Raw genomic sequence first — 21,604 nt, 5'->3', positions numbered from 1 at the left:
GCCACCACCAGCGCCGAGGTGACCAACAGGGCGGCCAGGAGACGCACAGGTGGGACTATAGGTAACTTATGTCCGTTTTGTCGAATAGCCGGGCGGGTGTCGTCTTCACGTCGCGGCGAGGATCACCGGTTCCGAGGTGAGGTAGTAGCGCTGGTCGTCCCCCGTCGGGTCGACCGGCTCGCGGAGCCGCTCCACGGCCACGAAGCCGCCCGCCGCGTACGCCGCGCCGGGCGCCCAGCCGATCCCGTCCGAGCCCGCGTTCAACGCGAACCAGGACCGCTGTGTCCCCGTCACCGGATCCAGCGTCACCAGGTCGTTCGTCTCGGTCAGCAGGTGCACCCGGCCGGGCTGGACGGCGATCAGCCGCGCCGCCGGCAGGTCGGGACGGCGCCACAGCTCCGCGCCGGTACGGGCCGAACGGGCGACCGGCACCCCGTCGACCACCGCCACCGCCGTCCCGTCGACGAGTTCGGCGTCCGGCCGGTCCAGGGCGGGGGCGGGGACCGGCTCCCCGTCACCGACCAGCCACCCCCGGCCCGCGTCCTCCCCAGGCGCGGAGGTCCGCAGGGCGGCGCACCCGACCCGACCGGTCCCGCAGCCCACCGGCGTCGCCACCAGCTCGTCGCCGGCCCCGGGCGGCCGCCAACGGACGCCGACCACGCCGGTCGCGGCGTCGCGGAACTCCACCACGGCCGGACCCGCGCACGCGTCCACGGTGATCAGCTGCCCCGACGCCGTCGTGCCGACCGCCTCCCGACAGCCGGGGTCCGCGTCGGCCCGCCAGAGCTCACGGCCGTCGGCCAAGTCGATGCCGCGGGCGCCCACGCCCGTCGCCACCACCACCTGCCGGCCGTCGGCGGCACGGGCGACGAAGACACCGCGGGGATCCCAGACCGTGGCCGCGCCGGTGCGCCGAACCGTCCGCTCCCCGACCGGCGCCGGCCCCGCCGCCTCCCAGGCCACCCGGCCGGTACGCGCGTCCAACGCCACGAGCCGCCCGTCCGACCAACGGCTGACCACCGTCGTCCCGCTCGCCACCACCCCGTCCAGCTCCGCCGGCCAACGCCGGTACGACCAGAACGGGGTGGTCCGGTGCCGGCCGTCGACCGGCCGGTCGGCGTAGATCTGGCGGTGGGCGGCGTAGACCCTCAGCCGGTCGTCCACGATCAGCGGGGCGACCGGGAGCCGGCCGACCACGCCGACGGCCGCGGCGGCGGCCGCGGCGGCGGCCGGCGGGTACGCGCCCCGGGCGGGCGTGCTGACCTCGGCGGGGGCGAGCACCCGGTGGACCGTCGCCGCGACGGCGGCGGTGGCGAGCAGCGCCGCGACCGCCACCACGATCCGTCGCCGGCCCTTCGGGAACCCCATGCGCACCTCCGCCCGGCACCCTACCCAGCGGTGCCGGTCAGGGCCCTGTCAGGTCGCTGCGCGCCCTGTCAGGCCGCCTCGGCGGTGCCGGTGGCCGCCGCCGCGGCCAGGTCGGCGAGATCCTGCCGCAGGGCGCGCTCGACCGCCCGGGCGGCCAGCCCGCCGAGCAGCAGCGCGACCACCCGGCCGTACGGGGCGGTCGGCACCGCCTCCTGCTCGACGGTGACGGCGGTGCAGCCGCGGCGGCGCCGCTCGACCGGGCGCAGCGTCCAGGTGATCCGGTAGTCCACCCCGGCGCCCCGCGAGCCGAGCACCAACCGCCGGGGCGGCTCGGCCTCGATGACGACGAACTCCTCGACCAGCGCCGTGCCGTCGGGCTGGGAACGGGTCTCCCGCCAGGCGGTGCCCGGGCCGAACGCGCCGGGGGTGAGCACCTCCACCGGGCCGGTGAAGCGCCGGGTGCGGGTGGTCAGGTCGGTCAGCAGTCGCCAGAGGTCGGCGTCGTGCGCCTCCACGAACTCCGTGACCGCCACCGTCGACATGCCACCTCCCGTGGCGTCGACGGTACGCCGAGTGAGCGCGGATCGGGGCCCCCGGGAACGGAATTTCCCCGTCGGAGGCCCCGATCCCGGGCCGGGGCCCTGTCAGCGGCCGAACTGACCGGTCCGGATCGCGCCCACGAAGGCCGTCCACCCCGGCGGGCTGACCGCCAGCGTGGGGCCGGCCTGGTCCTTGGAGTCGCGTACGCCCACCACACCGAGGACGTCGACCAGGTTGTCCGCCACCTCCACGCAGAGGCCCTGGTCGTTCGAGCGGCTGCTGGTACGCCAGACCGCGCCCGGGAGATCGTTCATCGTCGTCACCTTGTTCCTGTCGTCGGGACGCCCGCCGGCGACCGGGACCGGGGCCGGAAAGGGAGCGTCCGGCCCGGCCCGGCGCGGCATGGCGACGGAATCCGCGACGCTCAACGGCGGAAAGACGGACCCCGGTCGCACCATCTGTGCGACCGGGGTCCGTCGTGCGCGGAGGTGTCGGGGACGGGCTGGCGGAGGTGACGCCGGCCGTTCGCGCGGCTCCGCCCGGCCCGTCGGCGGAAGGTCAGCGCGCGGCGACGACCGTCCCGGTCACCTCGCCCAGGGCGATGGTGGTGCCGTCCGGGCCGGGCGCGGTGGCCGTGATGCTCACCGTGTCGCCGTCCTCCAGGAAGGTGCGGGTCTCGCCCCCGGCGAACTTCACCGGCTCGGCCCCACCCCACGTCAGCTCCAGGAACGAGCCGACCTGCCCCCGCTCCGGCCCGGAGACGGTGCCCGAGGCGTAGAGGTCGCCGGTGCGCAGCGAGGCGCCGTTGACGGTCAGGTGGGCCAACTGCTGCGCCGGCGTCCAGTACATGGTGGCGAACGGCGGCTCGCTGACGCGCTCACCGTTCCACTCCACCGAGAGGCGCAGGTCCAGCCCGAGGTGCGGCACGTCGCGCAGGTAGTCGGCGACCGGCGGGTCCTGGTCGGGCGCGGGGACGAAGGCGTCGCCGAGCGCGTCCAGCGGGGTCACCCAGGCGGACACCGAGGTGGCGAAGGACTTGCCCAGGAACGGGCCGAGCGGCTGGTACTCCCAGGCCTGGATGTCCCGGGCCGACCAGTCGTTGACCAGCACCACGCCGAACACGTGGTCGGCGAAGTCGTCGGCGGGGACCCGCGTGCCCAGCCGGCTGGGCACGCCGACCACGAAGCCGACCTCGGCCTCGATGTCGAGGCGTACGGACGGGCCGGTGACCGGGCCCTGCGCGGTGGCCCGCTGCCCGCTGGGCCGCACGACCGGGGTGCCGGAGACGACCACCGTGCCGGCCCGGCCGTGGTAGCCGATCGGCAGGTGCTTCCAGTTCGGCAGCAGGGGCGGTTGACCGGGGCGGAAGATCTGCCCCACGTTGCCCGCGTGGTGCTCGGAGGAGTAGAAGTCGACATAGTCGGCCACGTCGAACGGCAACACCATCCGCACCTCGTCCAACGGCACCAGCAGCGGCTCCACCGCCGGCCGGTGGGCGGCGTCGGTGAGCAGCTCGGTCACCCGCTGCCGGACGGCCGTCCACTGTGGGCGACCGAGGGCCATGAAGTCGTTGAGGGTGGGCCGGCCCAGCGTGCCGGCCGCCAGCACCAGGCCGGCCGCCTCCGCGCCGGCCAGGTCGAGCACGAAGTCGGCGATCCGTACGCCGACGCGTGGCTCGCGCTCCCCCTGACGGAACACCCCGTACGGCAGGTTGGCCACCCCGTACGACGATCCGTCGGCACCCGTCACCCAGGTCATGCCTCGAAGCCCCCGTTCACCAGCCCCAGCCGGATCAGATCGGTCAGTGGTTCCAGGATGCTGCACGAGCCGAAGCCGACCCACAGCGGGCGCGCGGCGGCCAGCGCGCCCTCGACGCGTTGCACCAGCGGGCGCGGGTCGGTCGCGGTGAGCAGCTCGGCGACCCGCTCCACCCCGGCGCCCTCGGCGGCGGCCAGCGTCGCGGCCAGCACGTTGGCGAAGCCGTGGTGGGTGAAGCCGGTCTCCGGGTCGAGGTGCCGGACCGCCTCGTGCAGCCCGGCGGTCAGCTTGAACGGCAGGCCCCGGTCCCGGCAGGCGCAGATCACCGCGGCCAGCTCGGCCGGGGTCGGGAAGAGTTCGGCGGCCAGCCCGCCGGTGCGGAACTTCGCCGCGACCGGCAGCCCGTCGGCGCGGGCCGCGGCGAGCGCGTCCAGCGCCCCCATCAGCCCGAACGTCAGCGGCAGCTCGGCGTAGACGGCGAGCCCGCCGGCGGCGGGACCGTCGGCCCGGTTCGCCCGCCGGGCCAGCCCGACCAGCTCGGTCAGGCCCGGCAGCGGGTCCTCGCCGCGCTTCGCGACCGCCGCCTCGGCCTGCCGGACGCGGATGCGCGGGTCGACCCCGGCCCGCGCCTCGTCGAGCCGGGCGACCGGCACGTCGCCGATGACGCCGACCTCGATCTCCTCCCCCTCGTCGAGCAGCGCGGCCAGCTCGGGCAGCCGCGAGGCGGGGACCAGGAGCGGGCCGACCAGGTCGGCGTACCAGGAGGAGCGGTGCCGCCGGTGCGCGGCGACGGCGTCGGGCAGCGGCGCGCTGCCGGGCGGGAAGACGGCGGCGTCGTCGACGAGGCCGTCGAGAAGCGCGGGCACCTGCGTTGACACGAGACAAGAATGTACGGGACGCTACAAGGAACGGACAACAGCGTCCGATTATCGGACGCTGTTGGATCGGTGAACGGGACGAACCGGGAGGCGAGATGCCGTACTACCGCAGCGTCGGCGAGGTGCCACGCAAGCGCCACACCCAGTTCCGTCAGCCCGACGGCAGCCTCTACGCCGAGGAGCTGATGGGCCAGGAGGGCTTCTCCTCCGACTCGTCCCTGCTCTACCACCGGCACGCGCCGACCGCGATCGTGGCGGCCGAGGAGTTCGCCCCGCCGGCGTTCACCCGGGTGCCCAACCTGCCGCTCAAGCCCCGCCACCTGCGCACCCACAAGCTCGACGGGGCCGGCGCGGACCCGGTGCTCGGCCGGCAGTACCTGCTCGCCAACGACGACGTGCGGATCGCGTACGTGCTGGCGGACCGGCCGTCGCCACTGTTCCGGGACGCGACCGGCGACCACTGCCTGTACGTCGAGTCGGGCACCCTGCGGGTCGAGTCGACGTTCGGCGTGCTCGACGCGGTGGCCGGCGACTACGTGGTCATCCCCACCTCGACCATCCACCGGCTGGTGCCCACCGGCGACGAGCCGGTCCGGCTGCTCGCCGTCGAGGCGGCCGGCCACATCGGCCCGCCCAAGCGCTACCTCTCCGTCCGGGGCCAGTTCCTGGAGCACTCGCCGTACTGCGAGCGGGACGTACGCGGGCCGAACGCGCCGCTGCTGGTGGACGAGACCGACGTGGAGGTGCTGGTCCGGCACCGCCGCGGCTGGACCCGCTACGTCTACGCCCACCACCCATTCGACGTGGTCGGCTGGGACGGCCACATGTACCCGTGGGCCTTCTCCATCCACGACTTCGAGCCGATCACCGGCCGGATCCACCAGCCGCCGCCCGTACACCAGACGTTCCAGGGCCCGAACTTCGTGATCTGCTCGTTCGTGCCGCGCAAGGTGGACTACCACCCGGACGCCATCCCGGTGCCGTACAACCACCACAACGTCGACTCCGACGAGATGCTCTTCTACACCGGCGGCAACTACGAGGCCCGGCGCGGCTCCGGCATCGAGCAGGGCTCGATCTCGCTGCACCCGTCCGGCTTCACCCACGGCCCCCAGCCGGGCGCCGCCGAGCGCTCGATCGGCGCAGACTTCTTCGACGAGCTGGCCGTCATGGTCGACACCTTCCGCCCGCTCGACCTGTGCGACGCCGCCGGGTCCTGCGAGGACGGCAGCTACGCCTGGACCTGGGCGCGCCGCCCCTAGACCGTCGTACGCGACAGGACGGCGAGCTCGGCGGCGGTGGCCGTGGCGATGGCGAGGACCAGCGGCCACGGGGTGCCGACCAGGGCGTAGAGCAGGATCAGCGTGGGCGCGGCGGCCGCCGCGTAGACGGCCAGGGCCAGCGTGCGGTCGGAGCGGAGCAGGCTGGGCAGGATGGTCCGGGTCAGGCCGGGCAGCCTGGCGGCGAAGCGCCAGACCACGAGGGCCCCGCCGAGCGCCGCGAACGCCGCCGCGAACCGGGACAGCCCGGCGCTGCCCGGTGCCATGCACGCGATCAGCACGGCGGTGATCATCGTCCAGCCCGCGCCGTAGACCACGAGCTGACGCAGGCCGGCCGAGATGGTGCGGCCGGAGTCGACCCGGCCGGGGCTCATCGCGGCGGCCTCGGCGAGGTGTTCGAGCGCCTCGCTCCAGCGCCGCTGCTCCAGCCGGAGCACCCCGATGTCGTGCCGGGCCTCCGCGAGCTGCGGGTCCAGCCGCAGCGCCTCGCGGTAGGCCCGCTCGGCCAGGTCGAACAGCTGCATGTTGGCCGCCACCAGCCCGAGCACCAGATGCGCCTGCGGGTCCTCGGGGGCCAGCTCCACCCCGCGCCAGGCCGCGTTCAGCGCCGGCTGCCCGTTGCGCGAGCCGGCCAGGATCGCCGCGGCGCTGCGCTGGGCGTACGCGTCGTCGGGACCCAGCGCCAGGATCCGGTCGGCGGTACGGGCCGACTCCGCGTACTCCTCCAGGTCGCCGAGGGCCAGTCCCCGGGCGACCAGCGCCGGGACGCTGTCCGGGGCGGCGGCGACTGCGGCGTCGGCGGCGGTCAGCGCCTCCTTGGGCCGGTCGGCCGCGAGGTGGACCCGGGACAGCATGGTCAGGGCCTCGGCGTTCGCCGGGTCCAGGGCGACCGCGTAGGAGACCTCGGCGGCGGCCTCGTCGTAGCGGCCCAGCTCGGCGAGGAGTTGGGCGCGCTGGAGGTAGCCGTCGGCGGCGGACCGGTCGGAGGTGGCGTCGCTGGACATCGCGGCGAGCCTAGGCGGCCGGGGCATCGTACACCAGGGCCACCGCGATGCCGGTGAGGCCCTCGCCGCGCCCGGGGAAGCCGAGGCCGTCGGTGGTGGCCGCGGAGACGGTGACCGGCGCTCCCACCGCCTCGGAGAGCACCCGCTGGGCCTCCTCGCGGCGCGGACCGATCTTGGGCCGGTTGCCGATCACCTGCACCGACACGTTGCCGATCGCGAAGCCGGCGGCCCGCACCCGGCGGGCGCTCTCGGCCAGCAGCGCGACGCCCGACGCGCCGGCCCACTCGGGCTGGCCCACCCCGAAGTTGGCGCCCAGGTCGCCGAGGCCGGCCGCGGAGAGCAGCGCGTTGCAGGCGGCGTGCGCGGCCACGTCCGCGTCCGAGTGCCCGGCCAGGCCGTCCTGGTCGGGCCAGAGCAGACCGGCCACCCAGCACGGTCGCCCCGCCTCGAAGGCGTGCACGTCGGTGCCGATGGCCACCCGGGGAACGATCATGCGACGAGGGTACGCGTCAGGCGCCGGCGGCCAGCAGGTGCTCGGCCAGCACCAGGTCGAACGGGCGGGTGACCTTCAGCGCGTACTCCGAGCCGGGGACGCAGAGCACCGGGACGCCCTGCTTCTCGACCAGGCCGGCGTCGTCGGTGAGCGGGTCGCCGGCGGCGGCGTGCGCGGCGGCCAGCACCGCCCGGCGGAAGCCCTGCGGGGTCTGCACGGCCCGCAGGGCGGAACGGTCGACGGTGCCGAGGACGACCTCGCCGGCGCCGACCTCCTTGATCGTGTCGACCACGGGGAGCACGGGGATCACCGCGTCGTGCCCGGCGCGGACGGCCGCCGCGACGGACTCCACCAGGTCGGGCGGGGTCAGCGCCCGGGCGGCGTCGTGCACGAGGACGATCTCCGGGCCGGCCGGCACGGCCGCGAGGGCGGCGGCCACGGAGGCCTGCCGCTCGGCCCCGCCGGGCACCACGGTCACCGGGGCGACCGGGCCGAGCAGGTCGCGGACGGCCGTCACCTCGGCGGCCGGAGCGGCCACGACGATGGTGTGCACCGAGGGCGCGGCGGCGAGCCGGCGGACGGCGTGCACCAGCAGCGGCTCCCCCGCCAGCGGGCGCAGGGCTTTGGGCCGGCCGGGCCCGAGGCGTACGCCGGCACCGGCCGCAGGCACGAGGACCGCGACGTCACCGCACGGATTGAGCTGCGCGGTCACGTCGCGGTCCTCGGTGGTTTCTTCGCTACGAATCGGGTACGACGATGCTGTGGGGACTAGGCCTCGGTGAGCACCTTGTCGAGCAGCGTCTCCGCCTCGTCCTTGGTGCTCTTCTCGGCCAGCGCGACCTCGCCGACGAGAATGTCGCGGGCCTTGGCGAGCATGCGCTTCTCACCCGCGGAAAGGCCCCGCTCCCGCTCCCGGCGCCACAGGTCGCGGACGACCTCGGCGACCTTCAGCGGGTTGCCCGAGGCCAGCTTCTCCAGATTCGCCTTGTAACGCCGCGACCAGTTGGTCGGCTCCTCGGTGTGCGGTGCACGGAGCACGTCGAAGACCTTGCCGAGGCCCTCTTCGCCGACCACCTCGCGCACACCCACGATCTCGGCGTTCTCGGCGGGCACCCGGACCGTCAGGTCACCCTGCGCGACCCTCAGGACGAGGTATTGCTTAGGCTCGCCCTTGATGACCCGAGTCTCGATTGCCTCGATGAGTGCGGCCCCGTGGTGGGGGTAAACAACGGTCTCGCCGACACTGAAAACCATAGGTTCGAAACCCCTTTCGCTGTGTCTAGGGTAACACGCTCAGGCACCGATGTCTCACCGCTGTCCTGACCGTTGGCGCAGCTCAGGGGCCCTGTGAGAGGTATTTCTTCGGCTTGACAGACCATCAAACCGATGATTCAAACACGCTCCGTAACCTGTGGATGACGGGCCGGTACGAGTGACGCGAACGTCGAGATCAAGGGCTATGCGCTCCTCCCATGGTATCCCGCCGGCCGCGTATGCGCCCAGGTGTAGCGGTACGAGGGCCCGTGCGGGACGCTGGAGGTCGAGCCGCTGTCCGCTCACCGAGACGTCCTGGGGGGTCCGATGGGCAAGCCCGACGCAGACGGCCCCGAACTGCCCGACCTGCCGCCGGAGTGGGGCCGGGTGGTCGTGCCGGACGACGCCTCCGCCCTGGCGGCCGAGGCCGAACAGGTCCGCCGCGAGCTGCGCGCGCGGGCCGGTCAGGGCGGCCCCCGCCGGGTCGCCCGGTCCCCGCTCGCCCTGCCCCTGCTGGTCCTGCTGGTGGCGGTGCTGGCCACGGTCGCCGGCCTGATGACGGTCACCTGGCCCCGCTCCGGCCGGACCGCCCCGGGGCCCACCCCCGCGCCGTACGCCCCGCCGACCGGGATGACCGGACGGCCGCTGCCGGCGCTGGACCTGGTCGACGCGGGGCAGTCACCGGTGCCGTTGCGCGGGCTGCTGCCCGCGATGATCATCCTGGTCGACGGGTGCGCCTGCCCGGACGACGTGGCCACCGCCGCCGCCCTGGCGCCCGCCGGGGTCACGGTCGTCACCGTCGCCGAGGACCGGCCCGTACGCGTCTCGCCGCCGCCCGCCGGGGCGACCGTACGACCGCTGGCCGACCCGGCGGGCGGGCTGCGCGCGTTCCTGCACCTGCCGCCCCGCCCCGGGGTCGCCGCCGCGCTGCTGGTCGACCGGGCCGGGATGCTGGTCAAGGTGGTTCCCGAGGTGCGCTCCGGCGAGGACTACCGCGCCGACCTGGCCGGCCTCGCCGCCTGACCCGGCGCCGGGCGTCGCCCGGCAGCCCGGCGATCCGGCGGCCCCGCGCGGGGCACCGGCGTGTCAGGGCAGGCCGACCAGCTGCGCGTCCACGCGGAGCGGTTCGGCGTCGGCGGTCGACAGCGAGACCCGGAACGGCCCGCCCACGGCGGTCAGCTCGATCGACACCACCGACCCGTCGCACCCGACCGTCGGGACGGGGACGGTGGCCCTGATCCGCTCGAGCACGACCAGCAGCTCACCCGGCCCCGTGCAGCGGTACTGGAGCAGGAAGCGGGTGGTGACCTCACCGCTCGCCTGTTTGACCATCCGGCCGTTCTCCCGGCCGAGCGTCGCCCGCTCCCGCCAGATCGTGTTCGGAAGACGGCCGAGCCGACGCGCCTCGGGATCGACCCGGACGCCGGCCCGCCTCCCGGAGTCGAGCCGGAACGCGGCACCGGTGCGCGGGTCGACCTGGAACGCGGCACCGGTGCGCGGGTCGACCTGGAAGGTGGCTCCGCCGTCGCGGTCGCCGGGCAGGGCCCAGACGGAGCCGAGCCCCTCACCGCCGACGGTCACCCTCGAGGAGACGACGGCGTCACCGTTGCCGGGCGCGTACCCGGACCGGCTCTGCGCGGACGGGGCCGGCGCGCCGGCCGCCGGGCCGGTGGCCGGCGCGCTGGTCTGCCACCACCAGCCGCCGCCGACCAGGGCCGTCAGGGCCGACCCGGCCAGCACCGCCGCGCGCAGCCGGCCGCCGGCCGCCACGGGTCCCCGGACCGCCCCGGCGTGCGGGCCGTCCGCCTCCGTCCACGGCCGGTCTGCCGCCTCCGCGTCCATTACCAGAGGGTAACCTCGGCGCGCCCGCGGCACCGCTGTCAGTCCTGCCGTTCGAGAAGCGCGGCGTAGAGGGTCAGGCCCGGCCCGAACGCCAGCATCACCACCCGCCGCGGCGGCGACGCGGCCCGGCGCAGCCGGTCGAGGATCAGCAGCACCGTCGGCGACGAGCAGTTGCCGTGCTCGGCCAGCGTCGCCCGGGATGCCGCCAGCCCCTCCGGCGGCAGGGCCAGCTCCCGCTCGACGACGTTGAGGATGCGCGGGCCGCCCGGGTGCACGGCCCATCCGTCCACCCCGGACAGCGTCGCGCCGTGCCGGGCCAGCAGGCCGTCGACCAGGCCCCGGACGTGCCGGGAGAGCACCTGCGGCACCTTCGGCGACAGCCCCATCCGGAAGCCGGTGTCGGTGACGTCCCAGGTCATGTGGTCGGCGGTGGAGGTGTCCGTGACGGAGGTGACCTCGCGCAGGGCGTACCCCCGGCCGCCGGGGACGACCACGGTGGCGACCGCGGCGTCCGAGAAGAGCGCGTGGGAGACGATCTGCTGGGTGTCCACCCGGGCGCTGGACGGCTGGATGTGCAGGCTGGTCAGCTCCGCGCAGAGCAGCAGGGCCGGCCGGCCGCGGGCGGTCACGAAGTCGCTCGCCGCGCCCAGCCCGGGCAGGGCCGCGTAGCAGCCCATGTGGCCGACGAACATGCGCTGCGTGTCCGGGGCCATGCCCAGGTCCCGGGCGAGCAGGATGTCCAGCCCCGGGGTGGCGTACCCGGTGCACGAGCAGACCACGAAGAGCCCGACGTCCCCCGCGGCGAGGCCGGCGGCCGTCAGCGCCCGACCCACCGCCTCCTTGCCCAACGGCAGCGCCTCGACCTGGTAGCGGCGCATCCGCCGCTCCGTCGGCCAGTCGGAGACGTCCTCCAGCAGCGGGTTGACCGCGGCCTGGCGGCGGGTGACCCCCGAGTGGGCGAAGATCCGCTGCGCCAGCGCGCGCGTGCTGCCGGAGAAGTGCTTCGAGAAGAAGCCGTCCCACAACTCGTCCTGCGCCGCCGACGGCGGGTGTGCCGTCCCCAGCCCCGCGATCACCGGTACGGCCACGATGCCCACCTCTCGTCCGGCCCTACGCGCCGGGCGGCCCGCCCCGCCGCCGTCCCCCGTGCCGTCCGCCGCCCCGACGGACCTCCCACGCTCACCAACGAGGGACCGATACGTCGCGGTCCGGGTCGCCGCCGAGTGCGGCGATGCCCAGCCAGTCGGCGCAGACGTCCGAGGTGGCCGGGTGCAACGAGCCGCAGCGGGCATCCCGGTAGAGCCGCTCCAGCGGATGCCCCCGCCGGGTGGCGGAGGTTCCGGCCGCCTCCAGCATCGACGCCGCCACGTCGGCGGCGGTCGTGCCGGCGAGCAGCTTGGCCCGCCACACCCAGCGGTTGGTCTCCGCGTCCCCCGGCGCCTCGTCCACCCGCCGGGCGGCCTCCGCGACCACCAGGTGGGCGGCCGCCACGGCGGCGTCGGCCCGGCCGAGGCGGGACCGGACGGCCGGCAGGCCGGCGAGGTTGCGGGCGTTCAGGTGCTCGGCCGCCGCGTCGACCGCCGCCCGGGCCACCCCGACGTAGACGGCGGCGTAGCTGGCCACCAGCCAGTGGGGCATGAGCTGGGCGACCACCAGGGCCAGCCCCTCCACGCCGCCGAGCAGCCGGTCGGCGGGCACGGTCACGTCCAGGTGCAGGTCGTGCGAGGAGGTCGCGCGCATGCCGAGCGAGTCCCAGGTGGGCTCGACGGTCAGCCCGTCGCCGGCCGGCACCAGGAACTGGGAGACCACCGACTGGTCGGCGGCGCTGCGGGCGGCCACCAGGTAGCCGTCGGCGTGCCCCGCCCCCGAGCAGAACGTCTTGCTGCCCTTGAGGTGGTATCCGCCGTCGACCGGCTCGTAGCCGGTGCTGAGCTGGGACAGCCGCGCGCCGGCGCCGCGCTCGCTCATCGCCACCGCGTACCAGGAGCCCTGGGCGGCGGCGGTGAGGAGCCGGTCCCGGGCGGCCAGCGCCTCGGCCGGCACGCCGAGCGCCTCGGCCAGTTCCTCGGTCACCGCGCCGAGGGCGCCGGTGACCGAGGCGTGCATGTTGAACACCAGGGCGGTCGCCCCGTTGCCCCGGGCCAGCTCGGTGGCGACCGCCGCGTACTCGGCGAAGGTGGCGCCCGCCCCGCCCAGCTCGGTGGGGACCATCAGGCCGAACAGCCCGGCCTCGCGCAGATCCCGGAAGTCCTCGACCGGGAACGAGCCGTCGCGGTCGTGCTCGGCCGCCCGGGCGGCCAGCCTCGGTGCCAGGCGGCGAGCCGCCTCCAGCGCGTGCAGCGTCATACAGCCCCCTCCTCGGCCCTGTCCTACCCAGGGACCCGTTCCGCTATCCGCTCCGCGTGCCCCGCCCCTGGTAGAGCACGGCGGTCGACCAGGTCGGCACGATCCGGGGCGCCGCACCGGCCACCGTCGGCCGCGGACGGCCGGGAACCGGCGCGCCCGGACGACCGACCACAGTCCCGCCCGGGTGGACGGCGGCGGGGGCGGCAGGCCGGTCGGCGACGGTCGTGCCCGGACGGTCGGCGTCGGCGCGGTGGGCACGACCGGTGGCCCGGACCCGGCGGGCCAGCCAGCCGAGCAGCCCGGGCACGCCCGGCCGGATCCCCCGCAGCCGTAGCCGGACGCCGTGCCGGGCGCACTCGGCGACGAGCGCCCGGGCGTCCACGAACAACCGTGGGTCGTGGATGCCCCTCGGCACGGTCGGCAGCCGCTCGGCGATCCGGACGGCCAGCAGCCGGCTCAGCGCCGTGTCGTTCAGCGTGTCCAGCACGAGCAGGCCACCGGGGCGGAGCAGCCGGCACGCCTCGGCCACCGCGCGCCGCCAGTCCGGCACGTGCTCCAGGATCTCGCCCGCGGCGACCACGTCGGCGCAGCCGTCGACCAGCGGGACGGCGGTGACGTCGCCGTTGACGGCGGTCACCCCGTGCGCGGCGGCCTGCGCCAGGGCCGACCGGGTGAGGTCGACGCCGATGTGCCGGTAGCCCTTGCCGGCCAGGTGCGGGGCGAGCAGCCCGGCGCCGCAGCCGAGGTCGACCAGGAGGGCGCCGGGGCGGGACGCCGGCGGCACGAGCGCGGCGCGCGCCTCGGCCAACCAGTGCAGCATCGCGAACGCGCCGTCCGGACGCCACCACTCCCCGGCCAGGTCGTCGTACTGGCGCGGATCGTTGCGCGGCAGGGTGCGGCCCGCGTCTCGCATGGACCGAGCGTGGCACGACTGCCCGGTAACGACCAGACTTTCCTCATGTCGTCAACGGTGCTAGGGCTGGTCAGGGCGAGCCACCCGGAGCCGGCCGCCGCGGTCACCACGGTGGCCGGGCTGCTCGCCTGGGGCGCCGGGCACCGGCCCGCCGGCGTACTGGCCGTGGCGCTCACCGTGGCGGCCAGCCAGCTCGCCGTCGGCTGGGCCAACGACGCGCTCGACGCGGACCGGGACGCCACGGTGGCGCGTACCGACAAACCGGTCGCCACCGGCGCGGTGGGCCGGCGCGCCACGGCCGTGGCCGCGGCGGTGGCCGCGCTCGCCACCCCGGCGCTGGCGCTGGCCACGGGCCCGGCCGCCGCGCTCTGTGCCACCGTCGGGCTGGTCTCCGCGCTGCTCTACGACTGGCCGCTGAAGTCGACCCCGGTGTCGGTGCTGCCCTACGCGGTGTCGTTCGGGTCGCTGCCCGCCTTCGTCGTGCTGGCGCTGCCCGGGGCGCCGGCCCCGCCGGCCTGGCTGGTCGCCGCCGCGGCCTGCCTGGGCGCCGGGGCGCACTTCGCCAACGTCCTGCCCGACCTGGCCGACGACGCCCGGACGGGGGTCCGCGGGCTGCCGCACCGGCTCGGCCCGGCGGGCAGCCGCGCCGCCGCCGCCGGCCTGCTGCTCGCGGCGACCGCCACCCTGGTCGTCGGGCCGCCCGGACGGCCGTCGGGCGTCGGCGTCGCCGCGGTCGCCGCCGCCGTCGTGGTGCCGCCCCTGAGCTGGTACGGCGGGCGCGGCGCCGCCCGGGCCGGAGGCCGGCCCGTGGCCGCGTTCCGGGCCGTCATGCTGATCGCCCTCATCGACGTCGTCCTGCTGGTCACGAGCGGCCGGCTGGTCTGAGGCCCGCCCCGGGCAGTGGCATTCCCGGGTCGGCGTGCGGGGGCGGATCAGGCCCAACTACCCTGGAGCGCGGTCTGCGCGGGCATGGCCACCGTGCCCGGCGTGAGCACCGGGTGGGATCGTGACGAGGAGGACCGACGTGACGCGCTCGATCAGGGGTTCCCGGCGGGCGGCCCTGCTGCTGTCCGGGCTGGCCGCGGCGACCGGGCTGCTGCTGTCCGGCTGCGGCGCCGGCCAGATCGCCGAGACCGCCAACAAGGAGCCGTCGGTCCAGGGCGTCAACCTGAATGTCACCCTGCCGGCCGGCGAAGGTTCCTACGCGGTCCGTGGCCTGCTGGTCGAGTTCCCGGGCGTCGAGGGCTACAAGGCGGGCGCCAACGCCGTCCTCAACGCCGTGATCTACAACGACACGAAGAAACCGGTCACCGTGACCGTGACCACCGACAGCGCCCGCGAAGTCGTGATCACCGGCAAGGGGGCCGCAGCCAGCCCGTCGGCGTCGCCGTCCGAGTCCCCGTCGCCCGCCCCGTCGCAGTCGGAGTCGGCCAGCCCGGGCGCCTCGGAGAGCCCGTCGGAGTCGGTCAGCCCCGGCGCCCCGGAGAGCCCGTCGGCCCCGGCGAGTCCGGCCGCGCCCGCCGGCGAGCCGGCCCGGATCGAGATCCCGCCGCTGAGCTACGTGCAGCTCAACACCGAGGCCGACCGCGTCCTCCAGCTCATCGGCCTGAACGAGGCGCTGCGCTCCGGGCAGAACGTCATCCTGACCTTCGACTTCGGCAACGGCGACACGGTCACCGGCCCGGCGCCGGTCGCCGTGCCGCTCACCCCGGCCGCGCCCCCGTCGCAGATCGTCGAGCGCCTGGGCGGCTACGACGAGAACGAGGGCGGCGGCCACTGACCCTCCGCCCGCTGTTTCCGACGACACCGTCGGCGTGGTGACCGCCACGCCGGCGGTGTCTTCGTCGTACCTGGGGACTAACGTCCCCATGTGACCACCTCCCGATCGACGTCCCCGCGCGCCGCCGGCGGGCGCGGCCGGGCGTCCAGCCGCGAGCCCCGACCGGCCTACGAGTGCGACGCCTGCGGGCACCAGCCGCCCAAGTGGGTCGGGCGCTGCCCCGAGTGCGGCGAGTGGGGCTCGGTGGTCGAGTGCACCGTCACCGGCCCGACCGTCTCCGGCAAGGTGGTCAGCTCGCGGATGCCGGCCGAGCCGGCCCGGCCGATCGCCACCATCAGCGCCGCCCCGGCGCGGGCCCGGCCCACCGGGGTCAGCGAGCTCGACCGGGTGCTCGGCGGCGGCCTGGTCCCCGGCGCGGTGGTGCTGCTCGCCGGCGAGCCGGGCGTCGGCAAGTCCACCCTGCTGCTCGACGTGGCCCAGCAGTGGGCCGCCGGGGCCGGCAGCCCGTCGCTGGTGGTCAGCGGCGAGGAGTCGGTCAGCCAGGTCCGGCTGCGCGCCGAGCGGATGGGCACCCTGCACGACCAGCTCTACCTCGCCGCCGAGAGCGACCTCGCCGCGGTGCTCGGCCACCTCGACGCGGTCAAGCCGGGCCTGCTGGTGCTCGACTCGGTGCAGACCATCTCCACCACCGGCGCCGAGGGGGTGTCGGGCGGGGTGACCCAGGTGCGGGCGGTCACCGCCGCGCTGGTCGCGGTCGCCAAGGAGCGCGGCATCGCCACCGTGCTGGTCGGCCACGTCACCAAGGACGGCCAGGTCGCCGGCCCCCGGGTGCTGGAGCACCTGGTCGACGTGGTGCTGCACTTCGAGGGCGACAAGCACTCCTCCCTGCGCATGGTGCGCGGCGTGAAGAACCGCTTCGGCGCCGCCGACGAGGTGGGCTGCTTCGAGATGCACGAGGGCGGCATCAGCAGCCTGGCCGACCCGTCCGGGCTGTTCCTGACCCGCTACGCGGAGCCGGTCCCGGGCACCTGCGTCACGGTGGCGATGGAGGGCCGCCGGGCGCTGGTCACCGAGGTGCAGGCCCTGATCGGCGCGACGGTGGCCGGGTCGCCCCGGCGCACCGTCTCCGGGCTCGACTCGGCCCGGCTCGCGATGGTGCTGGCCGTGCTCCAGCGCCGCACCGAGCGGCTGACCCTGCACGACCGGGAGGTCTTCGCGGCCACCGTCGGCGGCATCCGGGTGGTGGAGCCGGCGGCCGACCTGGCGGTCGCCCTGGCCGTCGCCTCGGGCGGGCTCAACCTCGCCATCGCGCCCCACCTGGTGGCGATCGGCGAGGTCGGGCTGACCGGCGAGGTGCGCCGGGTCGGCGCGGTGCCGCGCCGGCTGGCCGAGGCGGCGCGGCTCGGGTTCCGGCTCGCGCTGGTGCCGACCGGGTGCGGGCCCGAGAGCACCGGCGTGACCCCCGGGGGCATGCGCGTGATCGAGGTCACCGACGTGCGCTCGGCGCTCCAGGCCGTCGCCCGCGCGTCGGCGGAGTGAGCGGCGATGGCCGGGCGACGGGACCGCCGGGGCGATACCGGACAGCCGGGCCGGCGGCTCCCGGCCCGCGCGACGTGGGGCATCGCGACACATCACAGTAACCACGACAGCACCCACCGCAGGGCAGTCCGTAGACTGTGCCCGTGCCGATCGACCGCGATACCACCAAGCCTGCCGGCGCGACGCCCCACGCCCGCACCGGCGCCGTGGGCTCGCCCGCCCGCCCGATCAGCGTGAGCGTGACCGGCGGCGCCGGGGGTGCCGGCGACCCGCTGCGGGCCAACCTGGCACTGATGGCCCCGGGCACCGCGCTGCGCGACGGCCTCGAGCGGATCCTGCGCGGCCGCACGGGCGCGCTGATCGTCCTCGGCTACGACAAGGTCGTCGAGGGGCTCTGCACCGGCGGGTTTCCGCTCGACGTCGAGTTCTCCGCCACCCGCGTCCGCGAGCTGTGCAAGATGGACGGCGCGGTCGTGCTCTCCAGCGACGGCACCCGCATCGTCCGGGCGGCCGTGCATCTGATGCCCGACCCGAGCATCCCCACCGAGGAGTCCGGCACCCGGCACCGCACCGCCGAGCGGGTCGCCCGGCAGACCGGCTACCCGGTGATCTCGGTGAGCCAGTCCATGCGGATCATCAGCCTCTACGTGAACGGCCAGCGGCACGTGCTGGACGACTCGGCGGCGATCCTGTCCCGCGCCAACCAGGCGCTCGCCACGCTGGAGCGCTACAAGCTCCGGCTGGACGAGGTCTCCGGCACCCTCTCCGCGCTGGAGATCGAGGACCTGGTCACCGTACGGGACGCGGTCGCGGTGGTGCAGCGGCTGGAGATGGTCCGCCGGATCGCCGACGAGATCGCGGGCTACGTGGTGGAGCTGGGCACCGACGGCCGCCTGCTGGCCCTCCAACTCGACGAGCTGATGGCCGGCGTCGACGCCGACCGCACCCTGGTCATCCGGGACTACCTCCCGGCCGGCCGGAAGTCCCGCACCCTCGACGAGGCGCTGGTCGAGCTGGACCTGCTCGGCGCGACCGAGCTGATCGACCTGGTCTCCGTCGCCAAGGCGATCGGCTACCCGGCCGCCTCCGACGCGCTGGACGCGGCGGTCAGCCCGCGCGGCTTCCGGCTGCTCGCCAAGGTGCCCCGGCTGCCGGTGGCCGTGGTCGACCGCCTCGTCGTGCACTTCGGCAGCCTCCAGCGCCTGCTCGGCGCCACGGTGGAGGATCTCCAGGCCGTGGAGGGGGTCGGCGATGCCCGCGCCCGCGGCGTCCGGGAGGGGCTGTCCCGGCTCGCCGAGGCGTCCATCCTGGAGCGCTACGTCTGATCCGGGCCGGCTCGGGTCCGCTCAGCCGTCGGTGACGGTGAGCTTCACCGGCTCGCTGAGCTTGGTGCCCACCCGGGCGAAGACCTGGTACGTCCCGGCCGGCGGGTGCGGGCCCGCCGCCACCCCGTTGGCGCACTTGCTGCTGTCGCGGCCGTTCCAGCCCACCTGGTAGGAGCGCTCGAAGCCCGGCGTGAAGGACTGCGGGTCGGAGCCCTTGCCGGTGCCGCAGGTGTCGGACGACCAGATCTTCTCGGCCCCCGACTTGATGAACAACTCCTGCTCGTCGGCGCCGACGTCGCGGCTGCACGTCCGCTCGGACCGGTTCTTCACCTTCAGCTGGAGGTCCACCACGGCCCCGCGGACCACCGACGCGGGCAGGGCCACCGGCGTCACGGTGATCTCGGCGTCCGTGCAGACACCGTCGTCGGCGGCCGGCACGACCGGCGCCACCGGCGGCGTGTCGGTGGTGGTCGGGCCGCCCGACGGGTCGGCGGCGCCCGGGTCGCCCGACGCGCCCGGCGAGGGCCCGCCGGTCTGCGGGCTCAGCACCGGGCCGGTGGGTCCCGGTGTCGAACCGGGCGACGTCGTGCCCGACGCGGGCCGCGCGTCGCCGCTGTCGTCGGCCTTCCGGTCCGAACCGGTGCACGAATAGAGCAGGACAATCAGGAAGAGAAGCCCCGCTCCGAGCACGACGGCGCGACGCCGCCAGTAAACGGCGGGTGGCAGGGGGCCGACCGTCAGACGCATGATGCCCCCACCGTAGCGGCGCGGGGCTCGGCAGTCCGGCGCGACGCGCCGAGGTGTCCGCAGCTCACCGTTCCCACCCTCCACATGCGACGATCATGTCTGCCGACGGTGTTCCGCCGGCGACACAGGGTCGCGGGTCAGAGATACACCTTGCGCTGGTAGATGGCGTGGGCGCCGGCGACCCGGTCCAGGAAGAGCAGCCCCGCGCAGTGGTCGATCTCGTGCTGCAGGGCCCGCGCCTCGAACCCGTCGGTCACCAGCCGTACGGACCTGCCGCTGCCGGGCAGCACGCCCTCCACCACCAGCCGGCTGGCCCGCTTGACGTCGCCGGTGAGGTCGGGCACCGACATGCACCCCTCCCGGGCCACCTTCCACCGGCTCGCCTCGACGACCCGGGCGTTGCACAGCACGAAGGTGCCGTGCACGGTGACCGCCTTCGGATGGCCGGTCACGTCGACCGCGAAGACCTGCGCGCCCACGCCGATCTGCGGGGCGGCCAGCCCGACACAGCCCGGCGACACCCGCATCGTGGCCACCAGGTCGGCCGCCAGGCGTACGGTCTCCTCGGCCGTCGGGTCGACCTCGCCGCCATGCCGGCTGAGCACCTGGTCGGGGGCGGACACCACCGGCCGCACCTCCCCCGGCGCGTCCAGGGACTCCGGGGTCCAGTCGCCGAGGCCGGCGTACGCCTCGCTCTCCGGGGCGCGCTCGTCGCCGGTCACAGCAGATCCGGGTCGGCCGGGCGGAGGGTCACCCCGACACCCAGGTCGGCGGCGGTCGACGCGAGCCGGCCGGCCACCTCGTCGGCCGTGCCGGGCGGCAGGTCCACCTCGGCGACCACCACGTAGAGCGACCCGGTCAGCCGGGTGCTCAGGTCGGTGACGTTGCCGCCGGCGTCGGCGAGCACACGGGTCATCGCCGCGACGATGCCCATCCGGTCCGCGCCGTGCACCGCCATCACGTACGGCTCGCCGGCCGGAGCCGTCTCGCCGTCGGGGGTGACCTCGCGTACGGTCGCCAGCAGCTGGCCGTCGGCGGAGAGCGGCGCGAGCGCGGCCTCGACGTCGGCGGCGGCCGGGCCCACGCAGACCAGGGTCATCGCGAAGTGCCCCCGCAGCCGGGTCATCGTGCTGTCGGTGAGGTTCGCGCCGAGCCGGGCAAGCACCTCGGCGACGTCGGCCACGATGCCCGGCCGGTCCCGGCCGATGACGGTGATCGCGAGCTCGTTCATCCGGGCATTCTGCCCGATCCGCCGGGCGCCGCCGCAGCGCCCCGCCCAGGTCGCCCAGCCAGCGGGACGGCACGGCCGAGCCGCGAGCCCCGCCGCCCGCGCCGCGTCGGGGGCGCGCCGCGTGACATCATCGGCGGCGCGATGTCTGAGCCCACTTTCGCCACCCTGGTCAGCCGGTGGTACGAGGAGAACGCCCGCGACCTGCCGTGGCGGAAGCCCGACGTCACCCCGTGGGCGATCCTGGTCAGCGAGGTCATGCTCCAGCAGACGCCCGTCGTGCGGGTGCTGCCCGCCTGGGCGGCGTGGCTGGACCGCTGGCCCGACCCGGCCGCGCTCGCGGCGGACAGCCCGGCGGAGGCGATCCGGATGTGGGGACGGCTCGGCTACCCCCGCCGGGCGGTACGGCTGCGGGAGTGCGCCGTCGCGATCGTCGAGCGGCACGGCGGTCAGGTCCCGGACCGGCTGGACCAGTTGCTGGCCCTGCCGGGCGTCGGGACGTACACGGCCCGGGCGGTGGCCGCGTTCGCGTACGGTCAGCGGCACCCGGTGGTCGACACCAACGTACGGCGGGTGGTCTGCCGGGCGATCGCCGGCGAGCCGGACGCCGGCCCGGCCACCCGCCCGGCCGATCTGGTGGCCACCGAGGAACTGCTTCCCGTCGAGCCCGCCGCCGCCGCGCTGGCCAGCGCGGCCTTCATGGAGCTGGGCGCGGTGATCTGCACCGCCCGCTCGCCCCGCTGCGGAAGCTGCCCCGTCGAGGCGGTCTGCGCCTGGCGGGCGTCCGGCCAGGAGGCCCCCGCCGGCCCGAGCCGACGCCCCCAGCGGTACGCCGGCACGGACCGCCAGGTGCGCGGGCTGCTGCTCGGCGTGCTCCGGGAGGCGACCGGCCCGGTGCCGCACCAGCGTCTCGACCAGGTGTGGGCCGACGACGTGCAGCGGGCCCGCGCGCTCACCGGGCTGGTGCGGGACGGCCTCGTGGAGCCGGTGGGCGAGTCGTCGTTCCGCCTCGTCGGCGACGGCCCACCGGTCCCCGTCGTGCGCCTCCCGGCATGACGAAAGGGCCGGCCCCGTTCGGGGCCGGCCCTTGTCGTTGGTGGTGTGTGGATCAGGCGGCGTAGCCGCGGGTGGCGATCCAGTCGGCGAGGGCCTCGGTGGTGATCCAGTAGGAGGCCTGGGCCGGGTTGGCGGAGTCGGCGATCTTCACCGTGTCACCGTTGTCGCGGTAGCCGACGACGCTGATGTAGTGGCCGCCCTCGAAGGAGTGGACGCCGCCGTCGGTGTCGGTGGCGGTGCCGGCGATGTTGGC

At 75.6% G+C, this 21,604-nt stretch carries 23 protein-coding genes and 1 pseudogene; 7 read left to right on the top strand and 17 right to left on the bottom strand.

Features of this window, described 5'->3' with window-relative positions; translation table 11 throughout:
* Positions 1-105: 105 nt before the first annotated feature.
* From ACZ6O2_RS08085 to ACZ6O2_RS08065, 5 genes are all read right to left on the bottom strand, one after another.
* Positions 106-1,368: an outer membrane protein assembly factor BamB family protein gene (locus tag ACZ6O2_RS08085; RefSeq protein WP_466022397.1), complete on the bottom strand. Its 1,263-nt coding sequence runs from the start codon at positions 1,366-1,368 to the stop codon at positions 106-108.
* 68 nt (positions 1,369-1,436) lie between these two features.
* Positions 1,437-1,910, bottom strand: coding sequence for an SRPBCC family protein (locus ACZ6O2_RS08080; protein ID WP_350706752.1), 474 nt, complete (start codon positions 1,908-1,910; stop codon positions 1,437-1,439).
* A gap of 102 nt (positions 1,911-2,012) precedes the next feature.
* Positions 2,013-2,222 carry a DUF397 domain-containing protein gene (locus tag ACZ6O2_RS08075; protein ID WP_466022396.1) on the bottom strand — a complete coding sequence of 70 codons (210 nt, stop codon included), beginning with the start codon at positions 2,220-2,222 and terminating at the stop codon, positions 2,013-2,015.
* A gap of 244 nt (positions 2,223-2,466) precedes the next feature.
* A complete protein-coding gene (fahA, locus tag ACZ6O2_RS08070; RefSeq protein WP_350706749.1) occupies positions 2,467-3,666 on the bottom strand; it encodes a fumarylacetoacetase in 1,200 nt (399 codons plus the stop codon).
* Positions 3,663-4,544 (bottom strand): hypothetical protein, encoded by an 882-nt coding sequence (locus ACZ6O2_RS08065; RefSeq protein WP_466022395.1) that lies wholly within the window; start codon positions 4,542-4,544, stop codon positions 3,663-3,665. The genes fahA and ACZ6O2_RS08065 overlap by 4 nt, the downstream gene beginning before the upstream one ends.
* A gap of 95 nt (positions 4,545-4,639) precedes the next feature.
* On the opposite strand from ACZ6O2_RS08065, the gene ACZ6O2_RS08060 reads away from it, so the two are divergent.
* Positions 4,640-5,806, top strand: coding sequence for a cupin domain-containing protein (locus ACZ6O2_RS08060; RefSeq protein WP_466022394.1), 1,167 nt, complete (start codon positions 4,640-4,642; stop codon positions 5,804-5,806).
* On the opposite strand, the gene ACZ6O2_RS08055 is transcribed toward ACZ6O2_RS08060, so the two are convergent.
* Genes ACZ6O2_RS08055 through ACZ6O2_RS08040 form a run of 4 tightly spaced genes read right to left on the bottom strand, consistent with a single transcriptional unit; the run spans position 5,803 to position 8,575 of the window.
* Complete coding sequence (locus ACZ6O2_RS08055; RefSeq protein WP_466022393.1) at positions 5,803-6,828, bottom strand: tetratricopeptide repeat protein; 1,026 nt, start codon at positions 6,826-6,828, stop codon at positions 5,803-5,805. The genes ACZ6O2_RS08060 and ACZ6O2_RS08055 overlap by 4 nt on opposite strands.
* Positions 6,829-6,838: 10 nt before the next feature.
* Positions 6,839-7,321 (bottom strand): 2-C-methyl-D-erythritol 2,4-cyclodiphosphate synthase, encoded by a 483-nt coding sequence (gene ispF, locus ACZ6O2_RS08050; protein WP_350706742.1) that lies wholly within the window; start codon positions 7,319-7,321, stop codon positions 6,839-6,841.
* A gap of 16 nt (positions 7,322-7,337) precedes the next feature.
* Positions 7,338-8,033: a 2-C-methyl-D-erythritol 4-phosphate cytidylyltransferase gene (gene ispD, locus ACZ6O2_RS08045; protein ID WP_466022392.1), complete on the bottom strand. Its 696-nt coding sequence runs from the start codon at positions 8,031-8,033 to the stop codon at positions 7,338-7,340.
* Between the two features lie 56 nt (positions 8,034-8,089).
* On the bottom strand, positions 8,090-8,575 hold the full coding sequence (locus tag ACZ6O2_RS08040; protein WP_007073334.1) for a CarD family transcriptional regulator: 486 nt from the start codon (positions 8,573-8,575) through the stop codon (positions 8,090-8,092).
* Between the two features lie 327 nt (positions 8,576-8,902).
* Here ACZ6O2_RS08040 and ACZ6O2_RS08035 point away from each other — a divergent pair, with 327 nt between their 5' ends.
* On the top strand, positions 8,903-9,598 hold the full coding sequence (locus ACZ6O2_RS08035) for a hypothetical protein (RefSeq protein WP_350706738.1): 696 nt from the start codon (positions 8,903-8,905) through the stop codon (positions 9,596-9,598).
* A 63-nt stretch (positions 9,599-9,661) separates the two neighbouring features.
* Here the strand turns inward: ACZ6O2_RS08035 and ACZ6O2_RS08030 are convergent, their stop codons facing one another.
* From ACZ6O2_RS08030 to ACZ6O2_RS08015, 4 genes are all read right to left on the bottom strand, one after another.
* On the bottom strand, positions 9,662-10,417 hold the full coding sequence (locus ACZ6O2_RS08030; protein WP_466022391.1) for a hypothetical protein: 756 nt from the start codon (positions 10,415-10,417) through the stop codon (positions 9,662-9,664).
* Between the two features lie 38 nt (positions 10,418-10,455).
* A complete protein-coding gene (locus ACZ6O2_RS08025) occupies positions 10,456-11,514 on the bottom strand; it encodes a type III polyketide synthase (protein ID WP_350706735.1) in 1,059 nt (352 codons plus the stop codon).
* Between the two features lie 82 nt (positions 11,515-11,596).
* Positions 11,597-12,763 carry an acyl-CoA dehydrogenase family protein gene (locus ACZ6O2_RS08020; RefSeq protein ID WP_466022390.1) on the bottom strand — a complete coding sequence of 389 codons (1,167 nt, stop codon included), beginning with the start codon at positions 12,761-12,763 and terminating at the stop codon, positions 11,597-11,599.
* A gap of 43 nt (positions 12,764-12,806) precedes the next feature.
* On the bottom strand, positions 12,807-13,676 hold the full coding sequence (locus tag ACZ6O2_RS08015) for a methyltransferase domain-containing protein (RefSeq protein ID WP_350706731.1): 870 nt from the start codon (positions 13,674-13,676) through the stop codon (positions 12,807-12,809).
* 45 nt (positions 13,677-13,721) lie between these two features.
* Between ACZ6O2_RS08015 and ACZ6O2_RS08010 the strand changes: the two genes are divergently transcribed.
* From ACZ6O2_RS08010 to disA, 4 genes are all read left to right on the top strand, one after another.
* The gene (locus tag ACZ6O2_RS08010) at positions 13,722-14,561 is read left to right on the top strand and encodes a UbiA family prenyltransferase (RefSeq protein WP_466022389.1); all 840 of its coding nucleotides are present in this window, start codon (positions 13,722-13,724) and stop codon (positions 14,559-14,561) included.
* A gap of 139 nt (positions 14,562-14,700) precedes the next feature.
* Entirely contained in the window at positions 14,701-15,456 is a 756-nt protein-coding gene (locus ACZ6O2_RS08005; protein WP_350706727.1) for a hypothetical protein, read from the top strand.
* Positions 15,457-15,546: 90 nt separating this feature from the next.
* Entirely contained in the window at positions 15,547-16,995 is a 1,449-nt protein-coding gene (gene radA / locus ACZ6O2_RS08000) for a DNA repair protein RadA (protein ID WP_350706725.1), read from the top strand.
* Positions 16,996-17,138: 143 nt separating this feature from the next.
* Positions 17,139-18,320, top strand: coding sequence for a DNA integrity scanning diadenylate cyclase DisA (disA, locus tag ACZ6O2_RS07995; protein ID WP_350706723.1), 1,182 nt, complete (start codon positions 17,139-17,141; stop codon positions 18,318-18,320).
* 21 nt (positions 18,321-18,341) lie between these two features.
* Here disA and ACZ6O2_RS07990 read toward each other — a convergent pair whose 3' ends face one another.
* From ACZ6O2_RS07990 to ACZ6O2_RS07980, 3 genes are all read right to left on the bottom strand, one after another.
* The gene (locus ACZ6O2_RS07990; RefSeq protein WP_466022388.1) at positions 18,342-19,067 is read right to left on the bottom strand and encodes a hypothetical protein; all 726 of its coding nucleotides are present in this window, start codon (positions 19,065-19,067) and stop codon (positions 18,342-18,344) included.
* Positions 19,068-19,204: 137 nt separating this feature from the next.
* A complete protein-coding gene (locus ACZ6O2_RS07985) occupies positions 19,205-19,789 on the bottom strand; it encodes a peptide deformylase (RefSeq protein ID WP_350706719.1) in 585 nt (194 codons plus the stop codon).
* The gene (locus ACZ6O2_RS07980) at positions 19,786-20,298 is read right to left on the bottom strand and encodes a glycine cleavage system transcriptional repressor (protein ID WP_350686636.1); all 513 of its coding nucleotides are present in this window, start codon (positions 20,296-20,298) and stop codon (positions 19,786-19,788) included. Before ACZ6O2_RS07980 ends, ACZ6O2_RS07985 begins: the two co-directional genes overlap by 4 nt.
* A gap of 141 nt (positions 20,299-20,439) precedes the next feature.
* Between ACZ6O2_RS07980 and ACZ6O2_RS07975 the strand changes: the two genes are divergently transcribed.
* Positions 20,440-21,351: an HhH-GPD family protein gene (locus ACZ6O2_RS07975; RefSeq protein ID WP_350706717.1), complete on the top strand. Its 912-nt coding sequence runs from the start codon at positions 20,440-20,442 to the stop codon at positions 21,349-21,351.
* A gap of 52 nt (positions 21,352-21,403) precedes the next feature.
* Here the strand turns inward: ACZ6O2_RS07975 and ACZ6O2_RS07970 are convergent.
* A pseudogene (locus tag ACZ6O2_RS07970) lies at positions 21,404-21,604 on the bottom strand (C39 family peptidase); the annotation flags it as partial.

Source organism: Micromonospora sp. NPDC048040 (assembly GCF_055587185.1).
Note: the sequence above shows the minus strand (reverse complement) of the source record. Positions and strands in the feature narration are given on the sequence as shown.